Annotated in this window: 24 protein-coding genes; 2 read left to right on the top strand and 22 right to left on the bottom strand. The window is 44.1% G+C overall.

Going from position 1 to position 24,766, the window contains the following annotated elements; genetic code table 11:
• Positions 1 to 64 precede the first annotated feature (64 nt).
• The 4 genes from B4C48_RS04180 to eat form a co-directional block, all read right to left on the bottom strand.
• Positions 65 to 412: a hypothetical protein gene (locus B4C48_RS04180; RefSeq protein ID WP_291354359.1), complete on the bottom strand. Its 348-nt coding sequence runs from the start codon at positions 410 to 412 to the stop codon at positions 65 to 67.
• A 120-nt stretch (positions 413 to 532) separates the two neighbouring features.
• Positions 533 to 1,351 (bottom strand): ethanolamine ammonia-lyase subunit EutC, encoded by an 819-nt coding sequence (gene eutC, locus B4C48_RS04175; RefSeq protein WP_291354358.1) that lies wholly within the window; start codon positions 1,349 to 1,351, stop codon positions 533 to 535.
• A gap of 15 nt (positions 1,352 to 1,366) precedes the next feature.
• Positions 1,367 to 2,752, bottom strand: a complete 1,386-nt coding sequence (locus B4C48_RS04170) for an ethanolamine ammonia-lyase subunit EutB (protein WP_291354357.1) — start codon at positions 2,750 to 2,752, stop codon at positions 1,367 to 1,369.
• A 24-nt stretch (positions 2,753 to 2,776) separates the two neighbouring features.
• Positions 2,777 to 4,219, bottom strand: coding sequence for an ethanolamine permease (gene eat, locus B4C48_RS04165; protein WP_291354356.1), 1,443 nt, complete (start codon positions 4,217 to 4,219; stop codon positions 2,777 to 2,779).
• A 218-nt stretch (positions 4,220 to 4,437) separates the two neighbouring features.
• Between eat and B4C48_RS04160 the strand changes: the two genes are divergently transcribed.
• Positions 4,438 to 4,860, top strand: coding sequence for a hypothetical protein (locus tag B4C48_RS04160; RefSeq protein WP_291354429.1), 423 nt, complete (start codon positions 4,438 to 4,440; stop codon positions 4,858 to 4,860).
• Positions 4,861 to 5,034: 174 nt separating this feature from the next.
• Here the strand turns inward: B4C48_RS04160 and B4C48_RS04155 are convergent, their stop codons facing one another.
• Entirely contained in the window at positions 5,035 to 5,796 is a 762-nt protein-coding gene (locus tag B4C48_RS04155; protein WP_291354355.1) for a ferredoxin--NADP reductase, read from the bottom strand.
• A gap of 85 nt (positions 5,797 to 5,881) precedes the next feature.
• Here B4C48_RS04155 and gigC point away from each other — a divergent pair, with 85 nt between their 5' ends.
• Complete coding sequence (gene gigC, locus B4C48_RS04150) at positions 5,882 to 6,769, top strand: LysR family transcriptional regulator GigC (protein ID WP_291354354.1); 888 nt, start codon at positions 5,882 to 5,884, stop codon at positions 6,767 to 6,769.
• A gap of 53 nt (positions 6,770 to 6,822) precedes the next feature.
• On the opposite strand, the gene B4C48_RS04145 is transcribed toward gigC, so the two are convergent.
• The 17 genes from B4C48_RS04145 to ndhC all read right to left on the bottom strand — a co-directional run bounded on the left by B4C48_RS04145 (position 6,823) and on the right by ndhC (position 24,578).
• The gene (locus B4C48_RS04145; protein ID WP_291354353.1) at positions 6,823 to 7,410 is read right to left on the bottom strand and encodes a cold shock domain-containing protein; all 588 of its coding nucleotides are present in this window, start codon (positions 7,408 to 7,410) and stop codon (positions 6,823 to 6,825) included.
• Between the two features lie 69 nt (positions 7,411 to 7,479).
• On the bottom strand, positions 7,480 to 8,214 hold the full coding sequence (locus B4C48_RS04140) for an excalibur calcium-binding domain-containing protein (RefSeq protein ID WP_291354352.1): 735 nt from the start codon (positions 8,212 to 8,214) through the stop codon (positions 7,480 to 7,482).
• Positions 8,215 to 8,398: 184 nt separating this feature from the next.
• Complete coding sequence (locus B4C48_RS04135; RefSeq protein ID WP_291354351.1) at positions 8,399 to 8,692, bottom strand: cold-shock protein; 294 nt, start codon at positions 8,690 to 8,692, stop codon at positions 8,399 to 8,401.
• A gap of 83 nt (positions 8,693 to 8,775) precedes the next feature.
• The gene (gene upp / locus B4C48_RS04130) at positions 8,776 to 9,411 is read right to left on the bottom strand and encodes a uracil phosphoribosyltransferase (RefSeq protein ID WP_291354350.1); all 636 of its coding nucleotides are present in this window, start codon (positions 9,409 to 9,411) and stop codon (positions 8,776 to 8,778) included.
• 121 nt (positions 9,412 to 9,532) lie between these two features.
• Positions 9,533 to 11,026: an NADH-quinone oxidoreductase subunit NuoN gene (gene nuoN, locus B4C48_RS04125; protein ID WP_291354349.1), complete on the bottom strand. Its 1,494-nt coding sequence runs from the start codon at positions 11,024 to 11,026 to the stop codon at positions 9,533 to 9,535.
• A 3-nt stretch (positions 11,027 to 11,029) separates the two neighbouring features.
• Positions 11,030 to 12,634, bottom strand: a complete 1,605-nt coding sequence (nuoM, locus tag B4C48_RS04120; protein ID WP_291354428.1) for an NADH-quinone oxidoreductase subunit M — start codon at positions 12,632 to 12,634, stop codon at positions 11,030 to 11,032.
• A 7-nt stretch (positions 12,635 to 12,641) separates the two neighbouring features.
• Positions 12,642 to 14,531, bottom strand: coding sequence for an NADH-quinone oxidoreductase subunit L (nuoL, locus tag B4C48_RS04115; RefSeq protein WP_291354348.1), 1,890 nt, complete (start codon positions 14,529 to 14,531; stop codon positions 12,642 to 12,644).
• Positions 14,528 to 14,836, bottom strand: a complete 309-nt coding sequence (nuoK, locus tag B4C48_RS04110; protein WP_004651041.1) for an NADH-quinone oxidoreductase subunit NuoK — start codon at positions 14,834 to 14,836, stop codon at positions 14,528 to 14,530. Before nuoK ends, nuoL begins: the two co-directional genes overlap by 4 nt.
• Positions 14,836 to 15,354 (bottom strand): NADH-quinone oxidoreductase subunit J, encoded by a 519-nt coding sequence (gene nuoJ / locus B4C48_RS04105; RefSeq protein WP_291354427.1) that lies wholly within the window; start codon positions 15,352 to 15,354, stop codon positions 14,836 to 14,838. Before nuoJ ends, nuoK begins: the two co-directional genes overlap by 1 nt.
• Positions 15,354 to 15,896, bottom strand: coding sequence for an NADH-quinone oxidoreductase subunit NuoI (nuoI, locus tag B4C48_RS04100; protein WP_291354347.1), 543 nt, complete (start codon positions 15,894 to 15,896; stop codon positions 15,354 to 15,356). Before nuoI ends, nuoJ begins: the two co-directional genes overlap by 1 nt.
• 18 nt (positions 15,897 to 15,914) lie before the next feature.
• Positions 15,915 to 16,931 carry an NADH-quinone oxidoreductase subunit NuoH gene (gene nuoH / locus B4C48_RS04095; RefSeq protein WP_291354346.1) on the bottom strand — a complete coding sequence of 339 codons (1,017 nt, stop codon included), beginning with the start codon at positions 16,929 to 16,931 and terminating at the stop codon, positions 15,915 to 15,917.
• Positions 16,932 to 16,934: 3 nt separating this feature from the next.
• Positions 16,935 to 19,613 carry an NADH-quinone oxidoreductase subunit NuoG gene (gene nuoG, locus B4C48_RS04090; RefSeq protein ID WP_291354345.1) on the bottom strand — a complete coding sequence of 893 codons (2,679 nt, stop codon included), beginning with the start codon at positions 19,611 to 19,613 and terminating at the stop codon, positions 16,935 to 16,937.
• A gap of 11 nt (positions 19,614 to 19,624) precedes the next feature.
• Positions 19,625 to 20,953: an NADH-quinone oxidoreductase subunit NuoF gene (nuoF, locus tag B4C48_RS04085; protein ID WP_291354344.1), complete on the bottom strand. Its 1,329-nt coding sequence runs from the start codon at positions 20,951 to 20,953 to the stop codon at positions 19,625 to 19,627.
• On the bottom strand, positions 20,950 to 21,459 hold the full coding sequence (gene nuoE, locus B4C48_RS04080) for an NADH-quinone oxidoreductase subunit NuoE (protein WP_291354343.1): 510 nt from the start codon (positions 21,457 to 21,459) through the stop codon (positions 20,950 to 20,952). The genes nuoF and nuoE overlap by 4 nt, the downstream gene beginning before the upstream one ends.
• Positions 21,460 to 21,473: 14 nt before the next feature.
• On the bottom strand, positions 21,474 to 23,261 hold the full coding sequence (gene nuoC / locus B4C48_RS04075; RefSeq protein WP_291354342.1) for an NADH-quinone oxidoreductase subunit C/D: 1,788 nt from the start codon (positions 23,259 to 23,261) through the stop codon (positions 21,474 to 21,476).
• Between the two features lie 87 nt (positions 23,262 to 23,348).
• Positions 23,349 to 24,026, bottom strand: a complete 678-nt coding sequence (locus B4C48_RS04070; protein WP_086199188.1) for a NuoB/complex I 20 kDa subunit family protein — start codon at positions 24,024 to 24,026, stop codon at positions 23,349 to 23,351.
• Positions 24,027 to 24,032: 6 nt separating this feature from the next.
• Positions 24,033 to 24,578, bottom strand: coding sequence for an NADH-quinone oxidoreductase subunit A (ndhC, locus tag B4C48_RS04065; RefSeq protein WP_291354341.1), 546 nt, complete (start codon positions 24,576 to 24,578; stop codon positions 24,033 to 24,035).
• Positions 24,579 to 24,766 lie beyond the last annotated feature (188 nt).

The following is a 24,766-nucleotide window of genomic DNA, read 5'->3' as shown; positions in this document are numbered from 1 at the left end:
GATTGCAAAAAAGCCCTAATCCTTTCAGATTAGAGCTTTAAATTAATACATTAAAATTGTCGTTTTAATTCGAGTTACTACGTCCCACGCCCACATTGTCGGCTGCATTTTTAATCGCGTCACTTTCACCCGCTTCGGTTGCTGTATCAACAGCTGTTCCTACAGGTTCATCTGTTGCTGTCGCTGTTCCGGTATTTGGAGTGGTATTGTTTGGTGTTGCTGTTTGGGCTGAAGGATCAGGATGTCCAGGAGGCGCATCTTTAGCATCTGGTTCGGTATCCGCAAACATGTAAGCCAGTAACGCAATCAGAAAAACACCTACGATAACCAAGATATAAACAGGCAGACGCTTTTTCTGAGTTCTCTCTTCCTGTGTCGTTACATGAGGCGGTTTATTAAAATCATGTGGCATATATTCCTCTGCTTTATCTTGTTTTTCATATTTTTATACTAGCAATATCCACAATTTAGTTATGTGTAAAAGCATAGTGACATGGTGAATACATGTAAACTTGCCTTATATACTGTCAAATCAGAAAATACGTTTTAAATTAGAGGAAGTGTGGGTTTCAACCAGCATTTCATGTTCATCTTTAAGATGTACGCCTGAAAATTGCAGCTGACGAGACTTTCTCATCAATGCTATTAAACGCTGAATTGCCACTAAGTCAGATAATCCGGCAGGACGCACATTGGAAATGCAATTGCGTTTGGCATCAGGGCAGCCTTGATATGCGTTCCAAGTGTAATAAATTCCCATACTGTCAGGTGAACTTAAACCCGGACGCTCACCAATCAGCATTACCAGCATTTTAGCTTTTAGAATTTCTGCAACTTCATCACCCAGTGCTACCCGACTTCCGGTTGCAATCACCAATGGCGCAACCGACCAACCCTCATTTAGGCAAGCTTGAGCTAACTGTTCAACAAAATGTCCTGCATTCACTTCAATCGCACGTGCCGACAAGCCATCACCCGCCACAATCAGCACATCATATTCAGTCTGATGTTGCTGCTGATATTGCTGTAATAATGTTCTGGATGACGCTGACAGTACTCGACCTAAATCGGGACGTTTTAAATAACTATCTTTATCTACCGCACAACTGGAAATGTACAAAATATCGTTATTCAGCTTTTTTAACTGTGCTTTTAAGCTTTCAACATCCAGCATTTTTAAAACGGCATCTTTGGCCTGCGCATGTGCTAGCTGAAACTGCAATGAAGGCTGAGTGGGCTGACTGCACCCCGCGCGACCTAATGCAATTCGGGCATCGGTAAACTGTTTTAGTTGCTCCCAGGCATTTTTCTTCAGCTCGGGTTGAAACTGGACATCGTATTGTACTTTCATGCTCCAATCCTCCGCTCATGACATGATTAAACGGGAGAACTTTTCCGGCAGCTGGCTCGGCCATTGCAGTTCTGTGTAATGCTGTTTCAAAATTCCCTGTTGCTCCAGCCAGGCTGCAAACTCGGGTGCTGGCTGCAAACCTAATAATTGGCGAATATATAAAGCATCATGAAAAGAAGTGGTTTGATAATTCAGCATCACATCATCCGAACCCGGAATCCCCATAATAAAATTAATCCCGGCATTGGCCAGCAATGTGAGTAACACATCCATATCATCCTGATCGGCATCGGCATGGTTGGTATAGCAAATATCGCAGCCCATCGGCAGACCCAGTAATTTGCCACAGAAGTGATCTTCCAGCCCTGCCCGAATAATCTGTTTGCCGTTATATAAATATTCAGGGCCAATAAAACCGACCACAGTATTGACCAGAAAAGGCTGATACTTTCGAGCCACGGCATAGGCTCGCGCTTCCATGGTTTGCTGATCTACCCCATGATGGGCATTACTAGATAAGGCACTGCCCTGTCCGGTTTCAAAATACATCACGTTCTGACCGACCGTACCGCGTTTTAAACTTAAAGCAGCTTCATAGCCTTGCTGCAACATGGCTAAATCAATCCCGAAAGCGCTATTGGCGGCTTGTGAACCGGCAATCGACTGAAACATTAAATCGACCGGCACATTTTTATTGACCAGCTCGATGCCTGAACTGACATGAGTCAAGACACAGGACTGGGTCGGAATCTCATATTCATGAATAATATGATCCAGCAGTCTCAAGAGTTCTGAAAGATTTTGCAGATTATCAGTCGCCGGATTAATGCCAATCACGGCATCCCCATTGCCATACATCAAACCATCTAAAATACTGGCAGAAATCCCGAGTAAATCATCGGTGGGATGGTTTGGCTGTAATCGGGTCGAAAGCCGTCCTTCCAAGCCAATGGTGTTCCTAAATTGGGTGATGACACGGCATTTCTTTGCGACCAGAATCAAGTCCTGATTGCGCATAATCTTGCTCACCGCAGCCACCATTTCAGGTGTCAGCCCCGCTTGTAAATGTTGCAATTTTTCTGTGCTGGCGTCTTCACTGAGTAGCCAGTTGCGAAAGTCTCCTACACTAAAATGTGAAATGGGATAAAAAGCCAATGCATCATGTTCATCAATAATTAAACGGGTCACTTCATCCTGATCATAATCAATCAACGTTTCTTGCAAAAATTGCTTGAGCGGCACATCTGCCAGACACATCTGTGCTGCGACCCGTTCTGTTGCATCTTGCGCCGCAATTCCTGCCAGCTGATCGCCCGAGCGTTCCGGCGTCGCTTTCGCCATTAAAGTTTTTAAGTCTGCAAAAACATAATGATGATGAGCTACATTGATTTGATACAGCATGCTGCATTGCTCCTGATTTTCTTATTATTTCAGTTCCTGTTCTGCGGCCTGAATATTGGCAAACTCTTCTTCTGGTGTTCCGGCAACCAATTTATTTCGGCTATAAACCAGGAAATACACAATAAAAACCACATAAATGGCGGCTGCCATCAACCAGACTTTAGGGTCAACCACAAAACCTGCTACCACTGCAATAGCGGCAAGAATCAAGGCAACCGATGCAGTAATGATTCCACCCGGTGCTTTATAGGGACGTGGCATATCGGGTTTTGAAATTTTCAGTTTGATATACGCCATCATCATCAATACATAAGAAATGGTGGCACCAAACACAGCCATCAAAATAAGTAAATCGCCCTCTCCAGTTAATGACAGCATAAAACCAATAATACCCGGAATGATAATTGCTAAATGCGGAGCATGGTTGTTATTTGTTAAAGAGAGTTTTTTCGGTAAATAGCCGGCACGTGAAAGCGCAAAGACTTGGCGTGAATAGGCATAAATGATCGAGAAGAAACTGGCAATTAAACCGGCCAAACCGACAAAGTTTACAAAACCAGCAAGCCAGGTACTTTCACCATAAACTGCTTTTAAAGCATCAACCAAGGGCGCGCCTGAATTTTTTAAAGCATCTGCGCCCGCTGCGCCTGGACCTAAAATCAAAATACTCAAGGCAAAAATCGCCAGAATAACCATAGAACCAATTAAGCCACGCGGTAACGATTTATGCGGCTCCTTGGCTTCTTCAGCGGCTAAAGGCACGCCTTCCACTGCCAGAAAAAACCAGATTGCATAAGGTACTGCGGCCCAAATGCCTAAATATCCTAAAGGTAGCAATACACTCGAACCAACCGCGTCAGTATTGACTGCAATATTAAACAGGTTGGCACGATCAAAATAAGGTACCATCGCCACAATAAAAACCAACAATGCGACAGCGGCAACGGCGGTAATTATGAAAATGATTTTTAATGCTTCCCCTGCACCTTTTAAATGCAATCCCATAAAAAATAGATAACAGACCAGATAAACCATCCAGCCTCCAATGCCAAACAAGGATTCGCAATAGGCGCCAATAAAACAGGCAATCGCAGCAGGTGCAATGGCGTACTCAATTAAAATGGCCGTACCGGTCAAGTAACCGCCTAATGGACCAAAAGCCGTCCGCGCAAAACTGTAACCGCCGCCCGCTGTAGGCAACATGCTCGACATTTCCGACATGGCTAAACACATGCACAGGTACATGACTGACACAATGATGGTAGCAATAAACATTCCGCCCCAACCGCCTTGCGCCAAACCAAAATTCCAGCCGGCAAAGTCACCTGAAATCACATAGGCAACTCCTAGGCCAACTAAAAGCAGCCATCCGACAGCACCTTTTTTTAATTGACGTTGGGCAAAATAGTCTTCTGTCACGTTTCCCGCTATTGGGGCATTTTCTATTACGGTTTTAATTTCGGACATACGCACCTCTTATTCTATTTTTTGCAATAACAAAATAAATGCATAAGCCATACCAGTTTTGAAAATTTGGTAAAAAACGCTTTAAGTAACTGTTACAGCAAAATAAAGGCAACGTATTTTTATCTTTAAGCTTAAATCAAGATGAATCTGGCTAAAGGTGCTGAAAGGTTTAAAATGAGCTATAATTGTGCACCTTGTTTTTCATGCTGCTTAACTTTATGGCGTATCGTCAGCAATCTGTAACGCTTGATTTGGACACTGACGTCACTCATCAATGTTGCTTGCATTACACTCGTGATGAACATCTCATTGGTATTATTGAATTTAATAAACCAAGTTACGTGCTTAAATGGGGTGATCTGGAATATTTCCGTCGTCGTACCGAAGAATTTTCAGTGATGCCTTTTCCTGAATGCATCAACGCGATGGTGATTGATATTCGTAATATCGCACCTTTTTTAGATAATGAAGTGCCGATTATTCCTTGGCGCTTATTGGAAGAAGAATGCCCAATTCGTTTGGTGGTACCACAAGATCGTCTTGAACATTATGCGGGTCTGTTTGAACCGACATGGCTCACTAGCGATGTGGAAACCGCCATTCAAGAAATCCGTGAATATATTGATATGTTTGTACACTAAGATAATGATATTAAAAAACCTCCACTGTGGAGGTTTTTTTGTGCCTGCGTCTCCTCCCTTTCTTAAAGGGAGGTTGGGAGGGATTAATTTTTAGATGGTTTACATCCGATTAAATCCCTCCCTTGTCAAACAGTACTTCTCACCTTTTCCAAAGGAAGGAGCATTAAAAGGATTTTACCAATAATTCTCGACTGCAATATTCCCTTCACCACGGCGGTTCATAATCAAACCACGTGCTTTTAAGGCTTCTTTGGTATCGTCTACCATTTGCGGGTTACCACACAGCATGACGTGGCTGGTTTCCACATTAAATTGCAAACCTGCCGCTTTTTCCAGTTCACCATTTTCAATCAGTACCGGTAAACGCTCATGCAATGCTGCATTGGGATCACGGGTGATAATCGGGATAAATTTAAAGCCAGTATGCCCTTCGCCAAAGGTTGCAGCAATTTCCTGAATACGCTCCACATAAGCCAGTTCGGCTTCGGTTCGCACACTATAAACCAGATTAATCTTTTGATATTTAGACCAGGTTTCAAAGTCTTGCAACATCGATAAAAATGGTGCCAGACCCGTACCTGTGCCTAATAACCACAAATCATTCGGTAAGGGTAACTGGTAGCGCGCCAGGGTTAAAAATCCATACGGGATTTTTTCCAGGTACAGTTCATCTCCAACTTTGAGATGCTGTAAATTTGAGGTAAAAGCGCCTTCTGGCACCACAATTGAAAAGAATTCCAGGGTTTCATCAAAAGGTGATGACACCACAGAATAAGCTCGAACCACCAGTTCATCACCCACTTGTAGTCCAATACGTGCAAACTGCCCTGCAGTAAATTTAAAATGTGCAGGTCGTGTCATGGTAAAACTGAATAAGGTATTGGTCCAACGGTGTACAGATAAAACTTTTTCTAAGCTAAATTTTTCAATTGACATGATTTCAACGTGGCATGAAAGACTGTGCTCATGGTAGCATGACAATATAATTTATTAATATTTTTTAAATGTTAAGGCTCTATTCATGCGCATGACCTTACGCCAGTTGGCTGTTTTTGTAGCAGTCGCACAAGAAGGCACAGTAACCAAAGCCAGCGATGCCGTTAAGCTCACGCAAAGTGCTGCAAGTATGGCTTTAGCAGATTTGGAAGATGGCTTGGGTGCTCCACTGTTCGACCGTCTCGGTAAACGTCTACAATTGAATGACTTAGGACGTTACCTATTGCCACAGGCATTAGAAATTTTAGGTCGTTGTGATGCATTCGAGCAGGCAGCCAAAGGCGAGCTACAAAGTATCGACTTACGCTTAGGTGCAACGCTTACGATTTCAGATTACTTAATGCCCGATTTAATGGCAGATTTCCTTCAAATTCAGCCACAAGCACATTTACAACTTCAAGTCGGCAATACCCGTCAAATGATTGAAGCTGTGAACCAGTTTCAGCTGGATTTAGCTTTAATCGAAGGTTCATGCCACCTCCCGCAGTTACAATGTATTCATTGGCGTGATGACGAACTGGCCGTGTGCTGTGCACCAAATCATCCGCTTGCACAGCTTGAACGGACTTTAACCCCTGCTGACTTTAAGGCCGCAGGTGTAGAATGGATTTTACGTGAAGAAGGTTCAGGCACCCGTGAAGTTTTTGATAATGCCATTCTTAAGGATCTGCCAGACGCGAATATTCGTTTAACTCTGGGTCATAATGAAGCAATTCTTAAAATTGTCGCAGGCGGTTTAGGCATGTCCTGTATTTCTAAACTTGCGATTGAACCTTTACTTGAAAAAGGTCAGTTGGTGATTTTGGATACTCCATTCTGGCAATTGACCCGTCCATTGTTCATGCTGGTACATCGTCAAAAATATCAGGGACCTGGTCTAAAAGCCTTTATGCAATTTTGCGAAGATAAGTGATTTCAGCTTTTAAAAAGCGCCCGTAGAGGGCGCTTTTTCATTTTCTACTTGTTTTACCAGCGTGAATCATTTTCACAAGGTTCACCATCATTGTTACCATCCATTTGTGTTCCCGGACAATTGCGCACAAACCAGCGTGCTTCTTCACGAGAATTCATTTGACCACAACGTGTACGGCCATCACAACGATAACCATTTGGATTCGAATTAACAGGCTGCTCGACAACAGTTTGTACAGTAATCGGTGCTTGTTGTGAAAGTTGCCAACGCTGGTATTTACCGTAGGCCATATAAATCAGTACACCAATAACAACCAGACCAATAATAGTGGTGAGGAATCCTCCCTCCTGCTTATCATTTTTACTTTGACGATGTCGGTAATTACTCTTCTCTTTTGCTCGACTCAGCGGCGTATGTGATACAGATTCAACTTTCACATCTAAACGAACAATATTATCGGCTTTTAATTTACCGTTATCTTCAACAATACGAAATTTTAAGTTCTCGCCTATTTTAGGTTCGATATTTTTATTGGGAAAATCTTTGATATGAAAAAATAAATCTTTCTTTTCCCCATTCACATCAATAAAGCCAAAGCCACGCTCAGTGTTATAGCTTTTGATTGTCCCTTCAGCAAACATAACAATCTCTTATTCTTTAAATCTTATGTCGATGATTGTAATAAAAAAAGCGCCTCAATGGCACTTTTATTACCAGCGTGGATCATTTTCACACGGTATGCCATCACCATCGCCGTCCATTTTATGATTTGGACAGTTTTGCACGTACCAAACCGCTTCTGCTCTTAAATTCATTTGACTGCAATGCTGCCGTTCATCACATTTAAATTGGGTGGTTGCTAGCTTAATACCATTTTGCTGGTCAATACTGGCACTGATTTTTTCTGAGCGAGGTTTATTGGTATTGTACGTTTCACCAGCTAAATTACGTTGCCCCTGCTCCGATAAAACTGCTTCGGGTAAATCTCCCAGTGCTTCTCGCTGCTCTGAGACAATACGCTGTTGTTCGACGATCAACTGTTGTGCTTTTAGTTGCTCTGCGGTGCGATAATCCTGATATTTGCCGTAAACCATTACAGCCAACACGACAATCACGATTAATCCCAGTATGGTAAAAATACGGCCCTTACCACTCTTTTTATTATAACGTGGTGAAGCACTTTGCTTGATCTGAACTTGAGGTTCTGCATAAGTTTGAGCCTTAGCTGCAGATCGCTTTAAATCCAGGCGTACAATCTGAGAAGCTTTTAATTTACCGTCATCTTCCACAATACGAAACTTTAATTTTTCTCCAATTTTGGGTTCAACACTTTTTTTTGGAAAATCATTGATATGAAAAAAAAGCTCTTTCGATTGCCCTTCAACTTGAATAAAGCCAAAACCACGATCCGTGATATAGCTTTTTAATTTCCCCTCAACAAACATATCTCACTCTTTTAATTGCTATTATTTTTTTATTTTAATAAAAAAAGAGGCCTTATGCCCCTTTTTTTTATTCATGCAAAAGTCAAATATTAATCTACTTGCACTGAAGTAAAGTTTTTATCCAATCTGTCACCCAGAGCTGACCAGATATCACTTTGAATTCTTCATCTTAACAGGTGAATGTTCAACGTTTAAAATTCGACAATAAAGCAGATGTAATAGATTGGTTGTGTGAAGCAATCTTCGATTTTTTCGCTTTTGCAGACTTGTCTTCAACGCGTTCTATACGAACCGCCTTATACTTATCGCCATTTTCAACAGCCACGAATGTCACACGTTCATTACGTTTTGGTTCGCCTTCTGCCGCAGGGAAATCTGAAATATGAAAGAAAATATCTCCTTCAGCTGAACCAATAAAACCAAAGCCTTTTTCAGGGTCATACTTTTTGATTTTACCCTGATGTAATTCATCTTTCATGCTGTCGCCCTATGCTTAAAAATGCCATGTCTACAGTATATAAAAAAAGAGGCTTGAAGCCTCTTTTAATTTGTCTTCAAGGATCAGTCTTTTTGCACTGAACCAAAAATTTTATCGCCCGCGTCGCCCAGACCTGGAACGATATAACCATTTCCATTCAGACCGTCATCAATAGAAGCGGTGAAAATTGTTACATCTGGGTGTTTTTCTTCTACTTTTTTAATACCTTCAGGTGCCGCAACCAAAACCATCACGCGAATGTCTTTACAGCCGCTTGCTTTCAATACATCAATCGCTGCCACCAATGAAGAACCTGTTGCCAGCATCGGGTCAATGATCATTGCTAAACGGTTTTGTACATCAGGTACCAATTTTTTATAGTAAGTACGTGCTTCCAAAGTTTCTTCATCACGTTCAAGACCAAGAACCGATACTTTTGCACTTGGAATCAGGTTTAAGAAACCATCTAACATACCAATACCGGCACGTAGAATCGGCACAACGGTAATTTTTTTACCGGCAATACGGTCTACACTGACTTTGCCATTCCAACCTTCAATTTCATGATCACACATCGGCAAGTCTTTGGTTGCTTCATAAGTCAGAAGCATGGTCACTTCTTGTGCTAGTTCGCGAAAGTTCTTTGTACTGATGTCTGCACGACGCAGCAAACCAAGTTTATGTCGGATAAGCGGATGACGGATTTCATGAATAGCCACGGGAGAGCACCTAAAAGATGAGATAAAATTTCGTCTATTATAAATGTTTTTTATATCTCTTATAAACAAAAAAGCCCCCTATCTAAGGAGGCTTTTTCAAAAAACTTATAGTTTTTTTAGATTATTGCTGAGATAGCATGAAATGCAATGGAGATAAAATCTCGGCCTGAAGTGCTAATTTGATGATTGGATCAGGATAAACACCAATGATCAATACAGCCAATGCAGCAGCAAGCACCATCATACCACCCACTTTTTGACCCCAATGTTTATCGGCATCAATACGTGGCGTATCTGGCGGTGTCATATACATTACTACCATCACACGAAGGTAATAGTACAGACCAATACCTGAACCGACTATAATCATTGCAGCCATGAACCAGTGCTGAGTCGTTACAGCAGCCATTACTACCAGGAACTTACCTATGAAGCCTGCAGTTAATGGAATACCGGCAAGTGACAACATCATGACAGTCAAGGTCGCAGTCAGTACTGGACGGCGCCAGAACAAACCACGGTAATCAGCCAAACTTTGAGCTTCATCTGCATTGTTATACGGACTCGACATCAACGCTACAGCACCGAATGCACCAATAGTCGTCAATACATAAGTGATCACGTAAACAGATACGTTACCCAGGCTTGCATAAGTCATGCTGACTAAACCAATCAGCAAGTAACCAAAGTGCGCAATTGAAGAGTAACCCAGAATACGTTTCAAGTTGACTTGACGTACTGCAAGGAAGTTACCCACCAGGATAGAAAGCACCGCAATAATCGTGATGATGGTTACGATTGAATCTACCAGGATTGCACCTGAAGCCAGCAAATAACGTACGAACAGACCAATAGTCGCTACCTTAGCCACAGTCGCAAGGAATGTTGCGATTGGCGCTGGCGCACCTGCATACACGTCTGGTGTCCATTTATGGAATGGCGCAAGAGACAGTTTGAATGCAACGGCAAAGACAATTAAGCCTAGGCCTAAGATCACCATTGGTTGTTTCAGTGCTTGCATCAGGGCCTGAACATTGTCATAGAAAGACAATGAACCAGTATACGCATAGATATATGCCATGCCCATCAACAACATTGCAGAAGCAGTTGCTGAAAGAACAAGGTATTTAATACCCGCTTCTAACGATTGTGAACGTTGGTGCGTATAAGCCAAAAGACCGTATACAGGAATCGACATTAGCTCAAGGCTAATGAAGAAAGATGCATAATGAGAACTTGCAACCATCAGCATTGCGCCCGCGACCGAGCACAGCATCAAGATATACAGTTCTTCACGGTTATCTTTATAGCTTTCAATATAAGCATGTGACAAGGTACAGCAAGCCAGTGCAGCAATCAGGATGACCAATTGGTAAAGCAAGGTAAATGGGTCAAGCATAAACATGCCCATGATGTTCGCTGGTGCAAAAGCACCACCGAACATAGCAATCAGGACATAGGCTGCAGCAAGGTTCAAGCCGACGACAGAGGCTGTTGCAATTAAATTATGGTTACGTTTAATTGCAATGAGAAGCATCACTACGATCGCAGTTAAAGCCACGATCATCACAGGAGCTAATGGCATAAGCTCAGAAAATGACATTGTGAAGTTCATGGCTTATTGGATCTCCACATTTTGTTGAGATACGACCTGTTGAGTCGCATCGACAACTTCTTGAACTGGGATATAGCTGTTCGCTAACCACGCCATGCTTGAATTTGAAATATCAAGGAAGCTTTGTGGATAGATACCGAGCCATAGTAGACCAAAAGCACACACTAACAGAATAACAATTTCACGCGCATTCAAGTCTTTAAGCGGGTTTGTATAATGTTGTTTTTGCTCTTCATTTGGCGTACCAAACAATGCTTTGTGAATCAAGATCAAGCCGTAAAGACCTGCCAATACCAAGCTGATTGCCGCCAAAATGGTGAAAGTCGGGAATTTGTTGAATGAACCCATCAAAATCAGGAATTCACCAATAAAGTTACCTAAACCTGGAATACCCACAAGCGCAGCAACAAAGAACATCAAGAAGAATGAAAGGTATTGGAACTGACCGCGAATACCGCCCATTAAACGTAAGTCACGTGTATGCAAACGCTCATACACCTGGCCACACATAATGAACAAGGCAGCAGATGAAATACCATGTGCCAGCATCATGATCATTAAGCCTTGGAACGTTAAGATATTACCTGCGTAAAGTGCAAGTAATACAAAGCCCATGTGCGAAATTGAAGTATACGCAAGCAAACGTTTCATATCGGTTTGCTGGAAAGCACACCAAGCACCGTAGAAGATACCGATTAAACCGAAAATGATCGCGATGTCTGCAAACTGTGCAGAAGCCGCCGGGAAGAATGGCATTACAAAACGAAGCAGACCGTATGCAGCAGTTTTAATCAAGATACCAGCCAAGTCGACAGAACCGGCTGTCGGAGCTTGAGCATGCGCATCTGGTAACCAGCCATGCAATGGGAACACTGGAAGTTTTACCGCGAAACCAATGAACATACAGATCATCAAGGCATAAGCCACTGATGGTAACTTTGCATCAAGCGTATTCGCCACACCTAACAGGTAGTTGTAATCGAAGCCGATCATGCCCGTCATCATGTAACCGTAAACCACAAGGCCTAGGATACCGATTAGCATGATTAAACCCGCTACCTGGGTATAGATGAAGAACTTGGTCGCAGCATAAACACGTGACTTGTTGTCCGCGCCTTTATGGCCCCATAACGCTATCAGGAAGTAGATTGGTACCAGCATCATCTCCCAGAAGAAGAAGAACAGGAACAGGTCAATTGCCAGGAACACGCCAATTACGCCACCCAAAGACCATAAAAGGTTTAAGTGGAAGAAACCAATATTCTTTTGAATCTCGCCCCATGAACAGCCTACTGCAAGTACACCCAGTAATGCAGTCAAGCCGACCATAAGCAGTGATAAACCATCCACAGCCAAGTGGATGTTAATGCCAAGGGTTGAAATCCAAGGCAGCATGAATTCGGCAGACCAAGTTGGAACTTTGGCGCCGAGTTCGTAGTTATAAGTACCCGAATTCCAAAGCGCAACGGTTAAGCCCAAAGTAATGAGCATGCCGAATAGCGCAATGTAACGCGGGAGTTTGTCGTCAAGCTTGTCGACGATCCAGCAAATAAAACCTGCAATGAACGGTACGAGGATCAGCGCGGGTAAAATCCAGTTGTTTGTGATTTCCATCTTATTTCCCCACTACCTGAATCACGATCAAGATCATCAGTAACACCACTACACCGAGTGACATACTTGATGCGTATTCACGCAATGAACCTGTTTGACGTGAGCTGGTAAAGTCGTGACCACCTTTAACAATGGCAGGAAGCACTAACCACAAACCATCAATCGGATCACGACCTAAAATTTTCGCAATCAGCAAATATGGTTTTACAAATACGATGTTATACAACGCATCAAAACCAAGTGCATTACGGCAGATATTGGCAAGACCGGCACCGAATGAAGTACGGGCAAAACCTTTCACTGCATTATAAGCAAAGGCAAATAATACGATACCCACCACAAGACCAGCCAATGCAATACCCACGGCTGTATATTCAGCACTGTGCATACCGTGTTCAAGTGCTTCAGAAACGCTGAATACTGGAATATTGGCTTTGGTTAAAGCTGCTTCTACCGGTGCTTTTAAGAAATAAGCCAGACCAGTTGAAAGTACGGCAAGGATACCCAAAGGCGCCCAATATGTTGCACCTTTGATTTCGTGATAAGGCGTGTTCTCTTTACCAAAGAATACAACCCAGATTAAACGGAATGTATAAATTGAGGTTAAGAAAGCACCTGCAACACCGACCCAATAAAGGCTGTTATAAACTGCTACAGACTGACCTTGAGCCCATACTGCACCCAAGATTGCATCTTTAGAGAAGAAGCCGATGGTCAAGAATGGAATCGCAGCCAATGCACCGCCACCAATTGCGAAGCAGGCAAACAGAAATTTGTTATGTTTGAACAAGCCACCCATTTTGAAAATGTTTTGTTCGTGGTGGTAAGCCAGAATCACCGCACCAGAAGACAAGAATAATAATGCCTTAAAGAATGCGTGTGAAAGCATATGGAACAGACCCGCCTGGTATGCTTCAGCACCTACAGCCATAAACATATAACCGAGCTGACTCATGGTTGAGTAAGCCAAGATACGTTTGATGTCTGTTTGAACCAATGCAGCAAAACCGGCAACAATCAATGTTACCGCACCAGTAATCGAGATGAACATCATCACTTCTGGCGTCATTTCAAACACGGAGAACATACGGCAGCACAGGTAAACACCTGCTGTTACCATTGTCGCAGCATGGATCAACGCAGAAACAGGTGTAGGACCTGCCATCGCATCGGCCAACCATGTTTGTAATGGAATTTGCGCAGATTTACCGGCAGCACCCAAGAACAACATTAACGATGTCCAGATTGCCAGTGAATGATCACCTGCCAATACTTGAGGTGCGTTGGCAACGATTGTACCAATATGCAAAGTACCGAATTGTTGGAAAATCATGAACAATGCAATCAGTAAGAATACATCACCGATACGGGTTACGGTAAATGCCTTAATGGCTGCAAAACCATTTTCCGGGTTTTGATAGTAGTAACCAATCAGCAAGTAAGAACAAAGACCTACACCTTCCCAACCCAGGAACAATAACGCCAGGTTATCGCCAAGAACGAGAAGCAACATGCTTGCTACGAACAAGTTGAAGTAAGAGAAGAAACGTGCAAAGTCTTCGTCACCACGCATGTACCATGATGCAAAGATGTGAATCAGGAAACCCACACCAGTAATCATACCGGTCATCAGTAATGACAGACCGTCCAGGTGCAAGCTCATGCCCGGGGCAAAACCACCGACATTGAACCAGGTCCAAAGATGTTGAACCTGAGCGACTGAACCATTGTCTACAAAGCCCATGCCGGCAATCAGTGCAAATAAAGCAGATAAACCGACTGCCCCAACACCAATAATGGCTGCTACATTTTCAGGAAGCTTATTGCGCCCCGCCGCTAACAGGACAAAACCAATGAGCGGAAATAAAATTGTTAAATATAGATAACTCATCCGCGCATCTCACTAGCAGCATCCACATCCAAATGATGGAAGCGATGGTAGAACTGAAGGACGATCGCAAGACCAATACAAGCCTCTGCAGCAGCCAGGGTTAAGATCAGAATGAACATGATTTGTCCATCTGGCTGTAACCAGGCACTACCCGCAAGAACGAACGCAAGCGCAGCTGCGTTCATCATGATTTCAAGGCTCATCAACATAAATAATAGGTTGCGTCGAACCATTACACCGTAAAAACCCAGTGCAAAAAGGATGGTTGCAACGATTAAACCGTGTTCTAAAGGAATGTTGCCCATTATTCTTTTTCCTCTGTTGCACTTGGTTCACGTTTACCCAAATGATATGCAGCGACTAAGGCAGCAAGCAATAACATTGCGGCAACTTCTACCAATAATAGGTAGTGAGTAAAGAGCGCTGTACCTACAGCTTTAGGCCCCACAACTTGAGTGCCCATCACCGGACCTGAAGTGGTGTAATCTGAACCAAGCATCCAAACAAGCACTAGGCCCATCAGGAAACTCATCAATGCTGGATATGCCCATGCCGATGAAGTCAGCCATTTACGTTCCTGTTCAACCGTATGTTGACCAAGATTCAGCATCATCACTACGAACACGAACAACACCATGATCGCGCCGGCATAAACAATAATTTCAAGTGCACCTGCAAATGGCGCACCCACGATCATGAAAATCCCTGCCACAGCAAGGAGTGACACGATCAAGCTTAATAAAGCATGTACAGGATTCGCATTGGTCACAACACGAATCGTAGAAACAATGGCCACAAGTGCCATCAAATAAAATGGCCACATCATGGTAATAAGCTCCGTACGTCAACTGGCGCGCTTTCGCGTTGTGCTTGACCTTTATCTTTACCTGCAACAGCCATACCAGCTACGCGGTAGAAGTTATAGTCAGGATATTTACCAGGACCTGAAATGAGCAAGTTTTCTTTCTCATAAACCAAGTCTTGACGAACGTATTCACTTAACTCGAAATCTGGTGTCATTTGAATTGCTGTGGTTGGACATGCTTCTTCACACATACCGCAGAAAATACAGCGAGAGAAGTTGATACGGAAAAACTCCGGATACCAACGACCATCTTCTTTTTCTGCTTTCTGTAAAGAAATACAGCCTACAGGACAAGCAACCGCACATAGGTTACATGCCACACAGCGTTCTTCACCATCTGGGTCACGTGTCAATACAATACGACCACGGAAACGCGGCGGAACAATTTGTTCAGCTGGTACTTCTGGATATAAAATGGTGTCACGTTTACGTGTCACGTGGCTAAATACCATCCACAATGAACGTACAATTGACCCGAATCCAGCTAGAATTTTATACATTTTGTACTCCCTGCTGTCCTAGGCCTGATTCATCAGAATCACAGCACCAGTCACCAACAAGTTGACCAACGCCAATGGCAAACAAATTTTCCAACCAAAGTTCATTACCTGGTCATAACGTGGACGCATAAGTGAACCGCGCGCCAAGACAAACATCATTACAAAGAATGCTGTTTTGATAATGAACCAGAATACTGGTGGAATAAATGGAATTTCTAGGTTAAATGGTGCTAACCAACCGCCAAAGAATAAAGTGACGATCAATGCTGAAATAAGAACCACGTTGACATATTCTGCAACGAAGAACATACCCCATTTCATACCGCCGTATTCGACGTGATAACCTTCCGCCAATTCTTGTTCAGCTTCCGGTTGGTCAAATGGATGACGATGCGTTACTGCAACACCAGCAACAATAAAGATAATGAATCCTAAGAATTGTGGAATCACAAACCAGACATCGCGTTGTGCTTCAACAATTTCACGCATGTTGAATGAACCGGCAATTGCCACTACACCCATCAGCGAGATCCCCAGGAACACTTCATACGAAATGGTTTGGGCTGCAGAACGCAGACCGCCCAATAACGCATATTTGTTATTTGAAGACCAGCCGCCGAACAGTACTGCATAAACCGCGATACCTGCCATTGCCATAAAGAACAATAGGCCGATGCTCATGTCTGCCACACCTAAATTTGGTGAAACAGGAATAACCATGAACGACAGTACCGCAGTTGCCATGGCAACTGCAGGTGCTAAACGGAAAGTCAGCTTGTCAGCAAACTTCGGTGTCCAGTCTTCCTTGAACATGATTTTCAGCATGTCGGCAACGATCTGGAACATCCCCCCGGGACCAACACGGTTTGGACCGTAACGGTCTTGCCATAATGCAAGTAAACGACGTTCGATGAATGACATCAACGCAGCGACAAGCACCACTACAAGCAGGATCACAATCGCTTGACCTACAGCATAAGCGATTGGCCAGTTCTCAGCCCATAGCGGTGTTTGACGTATAATTTCTTGATTCATGAATTACACTCCTACCGCGACTGAGACAGGCTCTGCAAGTGAAACCGTTGGTGCAAGACCAATTGGATAACCGATATAACCCGTAGGTAAATATTCAATCACTTGAACTGGAAGGCTGATTGTCGCCTCACCTGCTTTCACAGTAATTTTTTGACCATCTTGAACGTTTAGACGCGCAGCATCCTGCTCACCTACTGCAAACATGGCAGCAGGAATACGAGATTCCATGGCCGGAGTTTTCACAGTAAATTCACCAGAAGCGAAGATATGATGCATTGGCACCAAACGGAAACTTTCGGCATTGACAAGTACTGCTGCCGGAGCCACGAAACTGCGTACAGGGCGTTTTGCCAAACGATCGAATAAACGAACGCCTGAATCACCACCTTTTAAATGACCACCCACGTTATCCTGGAATTTGTTCCAGGCTTGTGGAGAGTTCCAGCCTGCAGACCATGCGAATGGAACCAGTGGAGATGGCGTTTCATTACCCACATAACCTTCCATAGAGAACGTTAATGCAGAATCGACATCAATTGGCTGTTTCGGTTCATGAACTGAAAGCGGAGCACGCATTGCAGTACGACCTGAATAACGACGTGGTTCACGCGCAATTTTCAAGCCATGTACACGGTAACCCGCATCTGGTGCAACATCCTGAATTGCTTCAAGCGCAGGAACGTTTTTCACCACTGATTCAATCACGTCATCCAATAATGTCCAGGAAATCGCTTTGCCTTTCACACCCGTTTCAATGGCATGTAACCAGCGCCAAGATTCTTTGATTGCCAGTTCAGGTTTGTAGTAGCTTGGGTCATACACTTGGTAGAAACGTTGTGCACGGCCTTCTTGCGATACCACAGTACCATCACCTTCAGCGAAGCTTGCAGCAGAAAGCACAACATTGGCTTTTTTCACAGTTTCAGTTTCTGAATGATCAAGAACGACCACTTCTTTGCCTGAAAGTGCAGCATTCACTTGTGCAGCTGGTAAACGACGGTAAAGGTCATTTTCAACAATCACCACTGTATCGAAGTCTTGTGCAAATGCTTGCTCTAGGCTTTGCCCACCAAAGATTGCCAAGCCCATTGAGTTCACTTCAGGAACAGTCAAGGTCAAGCCTGCATTACCCAGATTCTGTGCAACTTGTGCAGCAGCTTCCATGATGGCAGCGTCTTGCAAACTTGTACCAGAGATGATCAGTGGTTTCTTCGCAGCTTTTAAAGTGTCAGCGATGGTTTGAGCAAATGCTTTCGCATCGTCATCTAAACCAAGAATCGCTTCACCTGCAACTGCCGCAGCAACCGCAAAACCTAAACGCGCGATGTCGTTAGGAGAAGCAACCACTTCACCTGTCGCAACGTCAGCTAAACGGGTTTGAGTCGCAGCAAGAATGTAGATTGGAGATTTTGCATCTTGAGCAATACGTTGTACCGGCTCAGCCAACCATTCTTGAGTACGGCGTTCTGCCGCCATTTCTTTAGCTTTGTTTTTCGCAGCCTGGCGAACAGACAATGCCATACGTGGCGCAGTTTGGGTTAAGTCTTCACCCAGAATCAACACTGCATCGTAGCTTTCGATTTCACGCATTGTCGGGTTATAAACACCCTCGGTTTGCATGATTGAGGCAGCAAGCTCAACCAGGTTTTGCTCTTTTTGCGACATACCGGTTGAGTAGTTGTCTTGACCTACAAGTTCACGAAGTGCGAAGTTCGATTCAAGTGATGCACGCGGAGAACCAATACCCAGTACTTTTTTACCCTGGATATTTGCAATCACGGTATCAAGTGCTGTATCAACTGAAACAGTCGTTACATTTTCACCATCACGGAATTGCGGCTGACGTGGACGGTCTGCACGGTTCACATAACCTGTACCAAAACGACCTTTGTCACAAAGGAAATATTGGTTAACGTCACCATTGAAACGGTTTTCTACGCGACGTAATTCACCATAACGTTCACCCGGAGAGATGTTACAACCTGAAGAACAACCGTGACATACGCTTGGCGCATACTGCATGTCCCATTTACGGTTATAACGTTCTGAGTGAGTTTTGTCGGTGAATACACCTGTAGGACATACTTCAGTCAGGTTACCCGAGAATTCAGACTCTAAAGTCCCTGATTCTGGACGACCGAAATACACACGTGATGCGTTGGCATACACGCCGAAGTCCGTACCACCAGCGTAGTCTTTGTAATAACGCACACAACGGTAACACGCGATACAACGGTTCATTTCGTGAGAAATGAATGAGCCTAGCTCCTGGTTATAGTGCGTACGTTTAGTGAAACGGTAACGACGACGGTCGTGCTGTGTCATCACAGTCATATCTTGTAAATGACAGTGACCACCCTCTTCACAGACTGGACAGTCGTGCGGGTGGTTGGTCATCAAGAATTCAACAATCGAAGCACGGAAATCTTTGGCTTCTTTGTCTTCAATCGAGATGTAGGTATTGTCAGATGCAGGCGTCATACATGACATGACCAAACGGCCACGCGTATCTTCTGGATTCGCGTACTGGGTCACGGCACATTGACGGCAAGAACCGACAGAACCTAAGGATGGATGCCAACAAAAGTATGGAATATCAATGCCAAGACTCAAACATGCTTGTAGCAAGTTTTCCGAGCCGTTGACTTCATACGATTTGCCATCGACATGAATTGTAGCCATAGTCGAATTCCTTAAGCTTGTTCTACGGAGCTAACTTGAGCGGCGGCATTGACTACCTTCGCTTCAAATTCGCCACGGAAATGTTTGAGTGCGCCCATAAGTGGTTCCATCGCACCAGGTGCGTGAGCACAGAAAGTTTTACCAATCCAAAGCTTACGAGTCAGTTCTTGTAAGTGATCGATATCTTCTTTCTTACCTGTACCGTCTTCAAGTGCTTTCAGCGCTTTAACCGCCCAAGGCAAACCATCACGGCAAGGGGTACAGAAACCACATGATTCACGTGCAAAGAATTCTTCTAGGTTACGTGTTGCTGAAACCATACATTGGGTTTCATCCACAACCATCAACAAACAAGTCCCTAAACGCGAACCTGCTTTCATGATGCTTTCCGCATCCATAGGAAGATCGATATGCTCGGCAGCCAGGAAGTCAGTCGATGCACCACCCGGTAACCATGCTTTCAGTTTCAAGCCGTCGCGCATACCACCAGCGTGTTCTTCAATCACTTCACGTGCAGTGGTACCAAATGGAAGTTCCCAAAGACCCGGGAATTTCACTTTGCCTGATGCACCGTAAATTTTAGTGCCTGGATCTTTCGATTTACCTTCAGATAAACCCACATACCATTCAGGACCACGCAGCATGATTGCTGGCAAATTGTTGTAGGTCTCAACGTTGTTCACAATCGTAGGACGACCCCAAGCACCTGCAACCTGTGGGAATGGTGGCTTGGTACGCGGGTTGGCACGGCGACCTTCAAGCGAGTTAATCAATGCAGTTTCTTCACCACAAATATAACGACCCGCACCGGTATGCACGTGTAAATCAAAGTTCCATCCAGAACCCAAGATGTTTTCACCCAAGTAACCTTTGGCACGAATTTGCTCTAAAGCTTCGTTCAGGTATTGAGCGGCTTCGATGTATTCACCACGGATGAAGATATAACCCTGAGTTGCTTCAAGCGTATAGCCTGCAATCAGCATACCTTCGATCAATTGATGTGGAAGCTGTTCCATCAACAAACGGTCTTTAAAGGTACCCGGTTCCATTTCATCGGCATTACAGATCAGGTAACGCGGACCGCCATCATTTGGCGCCATCAATGACCATTTAATCCCTGCCGGGAAACCTGCACCACCACGACCTTTTACAGTCGCCGCTTTAATCACTTCAAGCACATCTTTCGGAGGCATAGTCAGTGCTTTTTTAAAGCCTGCGTAACCTTCAAGCGCTTCGTAATCATCAGCATTACGAACGTGTTCCTGTTTGCTCAAACGCCATGTTAATGGGTGAGTTTCCGGGTTACCGTCGCCATAAATTGGTTTTGGTTCAGTATTCATACATACTTCTCCAATAACTGTTTAATTGAAGTCACTTCAACCAAACCGTGCGTATCTTGATCAATCATCAGGGTTGGACCTTTGTCACAGTTACCCAAACAGCAAATTGGCAATAAAGTAAAACGACCATCTGCAGTCGTTTGACCAAACTGGATACCCAATTCACGTTGGAACGCTTCTGCCAAAGTTTCCGCGCCCATCAAGAAACATGCGATTGAATCACATAATAAAATTACGTGACGACCAACCGGTTGACGGTAAATACGGTTATAGAAAGTCGCAACCCCTTCAAGATCTGCAATACTCATACTTAACAGCTGAGCAATTGCATTCATTTGTGCGTCATCTACCCAGCCGTTACGGCGTTGTACACACTTCAGCGCATCTAAACATGCAGCACGTGGGTACGGATAGTGACCAATGTGATGTTCAATTTCATGGATTTCATCAACAGTCAAAATCCCTTCAACATTCACACGTGGCTTTTTATCAGTCAAAATCATCATAATGCGTTTACCCCTTAGCGATCCACGTCAGCCATTACGACGTCAATTGTCGCTAAATAAATGATTAAGTCAGATACAAGGCTGCCATTAATCACAGAAGGCATTTGCTGTAAATGGGTGAAAGTTGGTGTACGAATACGGGTACGGTAACTCATGGTTGACTTGTCTGAAGTCAAGTAATAGGTAGATGCACCTTTTACCACTTCCGCCATCACAGATGCTTCACCTGCCGGCATTACAGGACCCCATGACACGCTTAAGAAGTGCGTAATCAAGGTTTCAATATCTTGCAATGTCTTGTCTTTTGGTGGTGGAACAGCCAGTGGATGGTCTGCTTTGTACGCACCAGAAGGCATGTTGTCCAAGCACTGTTTGATGATTTTCAGTGACTGTTCGATTTCACGGAAGTGAACGATGACACGTGCATAAGCATCGCCTTCGTACTCAACCGGTACGTCGAAGTCGTAGTTTTCATAACCGCTATAAGGACGATATTTACGTACGTCGAAGTCGATACCTGTGGCACGTAGACCAGTACCTGTTACACCCCAAGCCAATGCAGATTTTGCATCGTATTGCGCAACATTACGGGTACGACCGACAAACACCGAGTTTTTCAGTGCTGCTGTGTAGTACTCGTTCATACGCTTCGGCATCCAGTCCAGGATTTCGCGAATCAGATGCTGCCAGTTGTTTGGAAGGTCATGGGCTGTACCGCCTATACGGAACCATGCCGGGTGCATACGGTAGCCAGTGATCGCTTCAATTGCGTCATAGATTTTCTGACGATCGGCGAACATGTAGAACACAGGCGTCATACCGCCGGCATCCTGAATGGCTGTACCGATATACAACAAGTGGTTATTGATACGGAACAGTTCCGACATCATGACACGGATACATTGCGCACGGTCAGGAATAGTGATTCCCGCCAGTTGCTCCACACCCATGACATAAGGCATGTTTTGCGCACAACCACCCAAGTAGTCGACACGGTCGGTATACGGAATGAAAGAATGCCAGGTTTGACGCTCAGCCATCTTTTCCACACCACGGTGGTGATAACCGATGTCAGGTACACAGTCTTTCACTTCTTCGCCGTCCAGCTGCAAGATGACACGGAAAGCACCGTGCGCAGATGGATGGTTTGGACCCAAGTTCAGGAACATGAAGTCTTCGTCGGCATTACCGCGTTTTAGCCCCCAGTCTTCAGGGACGAAACGAAGATGCTCTTGTTCAAAGTCCTGCTTCGCCTGGTTCTGCATATACGGCGTATATTCGGTCGCACGTGCAGAATATTCTTTACGAAGTGGATGACCTTCCCAATAGGTTGGCAACAAGATACGACGGAGCATTGGGTGCCCTTCGAAATTGATCCCGAACATGTCATAAGCTTCACGTTCGTACCAGTTGGCATTTGGCCAGATGTTGGTCGCTGTTGGAATATTGAGATCACTCTCATTCAACGCAACTTTAATACGGATATCCGTATTACGCTCGAGCGACAACAAATGATAGAACACAGTGAAGTCTGACGCAGGCAAACCGTCACGGTGAGTACGTAAACGCTCATCTACCGCAGACAAGTCGAACAGCATCACGTAAGGACGTGACACCGTACGCAAGAACATTAAAACTTCTTGTACACGTGCGCGCTCAACCCAGACTGTTGGAAAGTCTTCAAAAGTCGCTTGCACATAGAAGTTCTCACCAAATTTGGTTTTGAGCTCTTCTATAATTGCAAATGCTGGGCGTGAATCAACAGGGGTTGATTCTGGCATAGCAATGTCAGTTTCAGCCATTGGCTTGGCTTCCTATTTAATACAAATTCAGTCAACCTGAACGACAATTACACCCAGACCGGGTGCATCAATATTTTGTCGCCTAGATTATTTAATTTCATCCATAGAGCGTAAGTTTTTCACTGCAATACGTTCAGCATTCTTACGGTCACGTTCTGGCTGCATCTTTGGCTTATACACTGGCTGAAGATCATCACCAATAACCGCTGAAAGTGGACGGCGCTCTAATTGAATTTGGTCTTGTAACAACATTAATGCTTGCAATAATGCTTCAGGACGTGGCGGGCAACCCGGGATGTACACATCGACAGGAATGATTTTATCCACGCCTTGTACTACAGAATAAATGTCGTACATACCGCCAGAGTTTGCACAAGCACCCATCGAAATTACCCATTTAGGCTCTAACATTTGCTCGTATAGACGCTGGATTACAGGTGCCATTTTCACGAAGCAGGTCCCTGCAACGATCATTAAATCCGCCTGACGTGGTGAAGCACGAATAACCTCGGCACCGAAACGTGACATATCATGCACACCGGTCAAGGTGGTTGCATATTCTACGTAACAGCATGATGTACCGAAGTTAAAAGGCCATACAGAGTTTTTACGGCCCCAGTTGACTGCTGTGTGCATCACATCCTCTAAACGAGTCATGAACACATTTTTATTCACTTCTTCTTCAAGCGGATCGGTAACGATTTGACGCTCTTGAAGTGGATATTGATCAGCATCCGGATTCGCACGGGTTAATGTATATTTCATCCCGTATTACTCCTTATCAGAAGATGCAGTCGCAGATTTTTTCACACGACCAGATGATTGAGCTGGAATTTGACCCGTAGGATCCACAACCAACTCTTCAATAGAATTGAAGCGCGTAATGTCGGCAAGGTTCATATTTGGTGAACCCACTTTCGATTTCATTACTGCTGCTTTGATACGATCGGTTGGTGCCCAGTTTAATGCGCCTACAGCAATGGCATAAATCAAAGCAATCAATAAATCGACCACAAAAATCACAACAGTGGTAAAACCGAACCAACCTACTTCACGAACTGATGTAGCCCATGCGTAGAGATACAGTGCTTCTAAGTCAAATACCACAAAGAAAATAGCAACCAAGTAGAACTTTGCAGATAAGCGGATGCGTGCTCCACCAGCACCTACCACGCCTGACTCAAATTGCTCTTGCTTTGCACGGCCCCATGATTTACCCCCAAGGAGTAAAGGAACTGTGAGCATAAAGACACAAAGAAATGTAACGCCGATCACGAAGGCAATAATTGCCCAATCGTATGGAGTAATGGCACTCATGCGGGGATAACTCCTGGCAGGCCTAATTTATTAACAAAGAATGTATGTATTGGCCTTCAAATACACCAAACACAAAATTAATCCCGCCAATTGTACCTGATTTATGATTTCACTTGCTAGCTTATAAGCCTTAGTCTTTTGGATGATTTTTTATTCAAAGGAGTTTTTTTTCAAAGCCTCAGCCCCTT

The organism is Acinetobacter sp. UBA3106, from assembly GCA_002365595.1.
Classification (GTDB): domain Bacteria; phylum Pseudomonadota; class Gammaproteobacteria; order Pseudomonadales; family Moraxellaceae; genus Acinetobacter.
Note: the sequence above shows the minus strand (reverse complement) of the source record. Positions and strands in the feature narration are given on the sequence as shown.

Excerpts from the sequence above, each read along its gene's own strand:
- B4C48_RS04155 (WP_291354355.1), bottom strand. The coding sequence starts at position 5,796 with ATGTCAATTGAAAAATTTAGCTTAGAAAAAGTTTTATCTGTACACCGT.
- nuoI (WP_291354347.1), bottom strand. The coding sequence starts at position 15,896 with ATGTATAAAATTCTAGCTGGATTCGGGTCAATTGTACGTTCATTGTGG.
- nuoG (WP_291354345.1), bottom strand. The coding sequence starts at position 19,613 with ATGGCTACAATTCATGTCGATGGCAAATCGTATGAAGTCAACGGCTCG.
- nuoH (WP_291354346.1), bottom strand. The coding sequence starts at position 16,931 with ATGAATCAAGAAATTATACGTCAAACACCGCTATGGGCTGAGAACTGG.
- gigC (WP_291354354.1), top strand. The coding sequence starts at position 5,882 with ATGCGCATGACCTTACGCCAGTTGGCTGTTTTTGTAGCAGTCGCACAA.
- B4C48_RS04135 (WP_291354351.1), bottom strand. The coding sequence starts at position 8,692 with ATGAAAGATGAATTACATCAGGGTAAAATCAAAAAGTATGACCCTGAA.
- nuoC (WP_291354342.1), bottom strand. The coding sequence starts at position 23,261 with ATGGCTGAAACTGACATTGCTATGCCAGAATCAACCCCTGTTGATTCA.
- B4C48_RS04170 (WP_291354357.1), bottom strand. The coding sequence starts at position 2,752 with ATGCTGTATCAAATCAATGTAGCTCATCATCATTATGTTTTTGCAGAC.
- B4C48_RS04180 (WP_291354359.1), bottom strand. The coding sequence starts at position 412 with ATGCCACATGATTTTAATAAACCGCCTCATGTAACGACACAGGAAGAG.
- eutC (WP_291354358.1), bottom strand. The coding sequence starts at position 1,351 with ATGAAAGTACAATACGATGTCCAGTTTCAACCCGAGCTGAAGAAAAAT.
- ndhC (WP_291354341.1), bottom strand. The coding sequence starts at position 24,578 with ATGAGTGCCATTACTCCATACGATTGGGCAATTATTGCCTTCGTGATC.
- nuoF (WP_291354344.1), bottom strand. The coding sequence starts at position 20,953 with ATGAATACTGAACCAAAACCAATTTATGGCGACGGTAACCCGGAAACT.
- B4C48_RS04145 (WP_291354353.1), bottom strand. The coding sequence starts at position 7,410 with ATGTTTGCTGAAGGGACAATCAAAAGCTATAACACTGAGCGTGGCTTT.
- nuoJ (WP_291354427.1), bottom strand. The coding sequence starts at position 15,354 with ATGTGGCCATTTTATTTGATGGCACTTGTGGCCATTGTTTCTACGATT.
- eat (WP_291354356.1), bottom strand. The coding sequence starts at position 4,219 with ATGTCCGAAATTAAAACCGTAATAGAAAATGCCCCAATAGCGGGAAAC.
- nuoL (WP_291354348.1), bottom strand. The coding sequence starts at position 14,531 with ATGAGTTATCTATATTTAACAATTTTATTTCCGCTCATTGGTTTTGTC.
- nuoN (WP_291354349.1), bottom strand. The coding sequence starts at position 11,026 with ATGAACTTCACAATGTCATTTTCTGAGCTTATGCCATTAGCTCCTGTG.
- B4C48_RS04070 (WP_086199188.1), bottom strand. The coding sequence starts at position 24,026 with ATGAAATATACATTAACCCGTGCGAATCCGGATGCTGATCAATATCCA.
- nuoE (WP_291354343.1), bottom strand. The coding sequence starts at position 21,459 with ATGATGATTTTGACTGATAAAAAGCCACGTGTGAATGTTGAAGGGATT.
- B4C48_RS04160 (WP_291354429.1), top strand. The coding sequence starts at position 4,438 with ATGGCGTATCGTCAGCAATCTGTAACGCTTGATTTGGACACTGACGTC.
- nuoK (WP_004651041.1), bottom strand. The coding sequence starts at position 14,836 with ATGGGCAACATTCCTTTAGAACACGGTTTAATCGTTGCAACCATCCTT.
- B4C48_RS04140 (WP_291354352.1), bottom strand. The coding sequence starts at position 8,214 with ATGTTTGTTGAGGGGAAATTAAAAAGCTATATCACGGATCGTGGTTTT.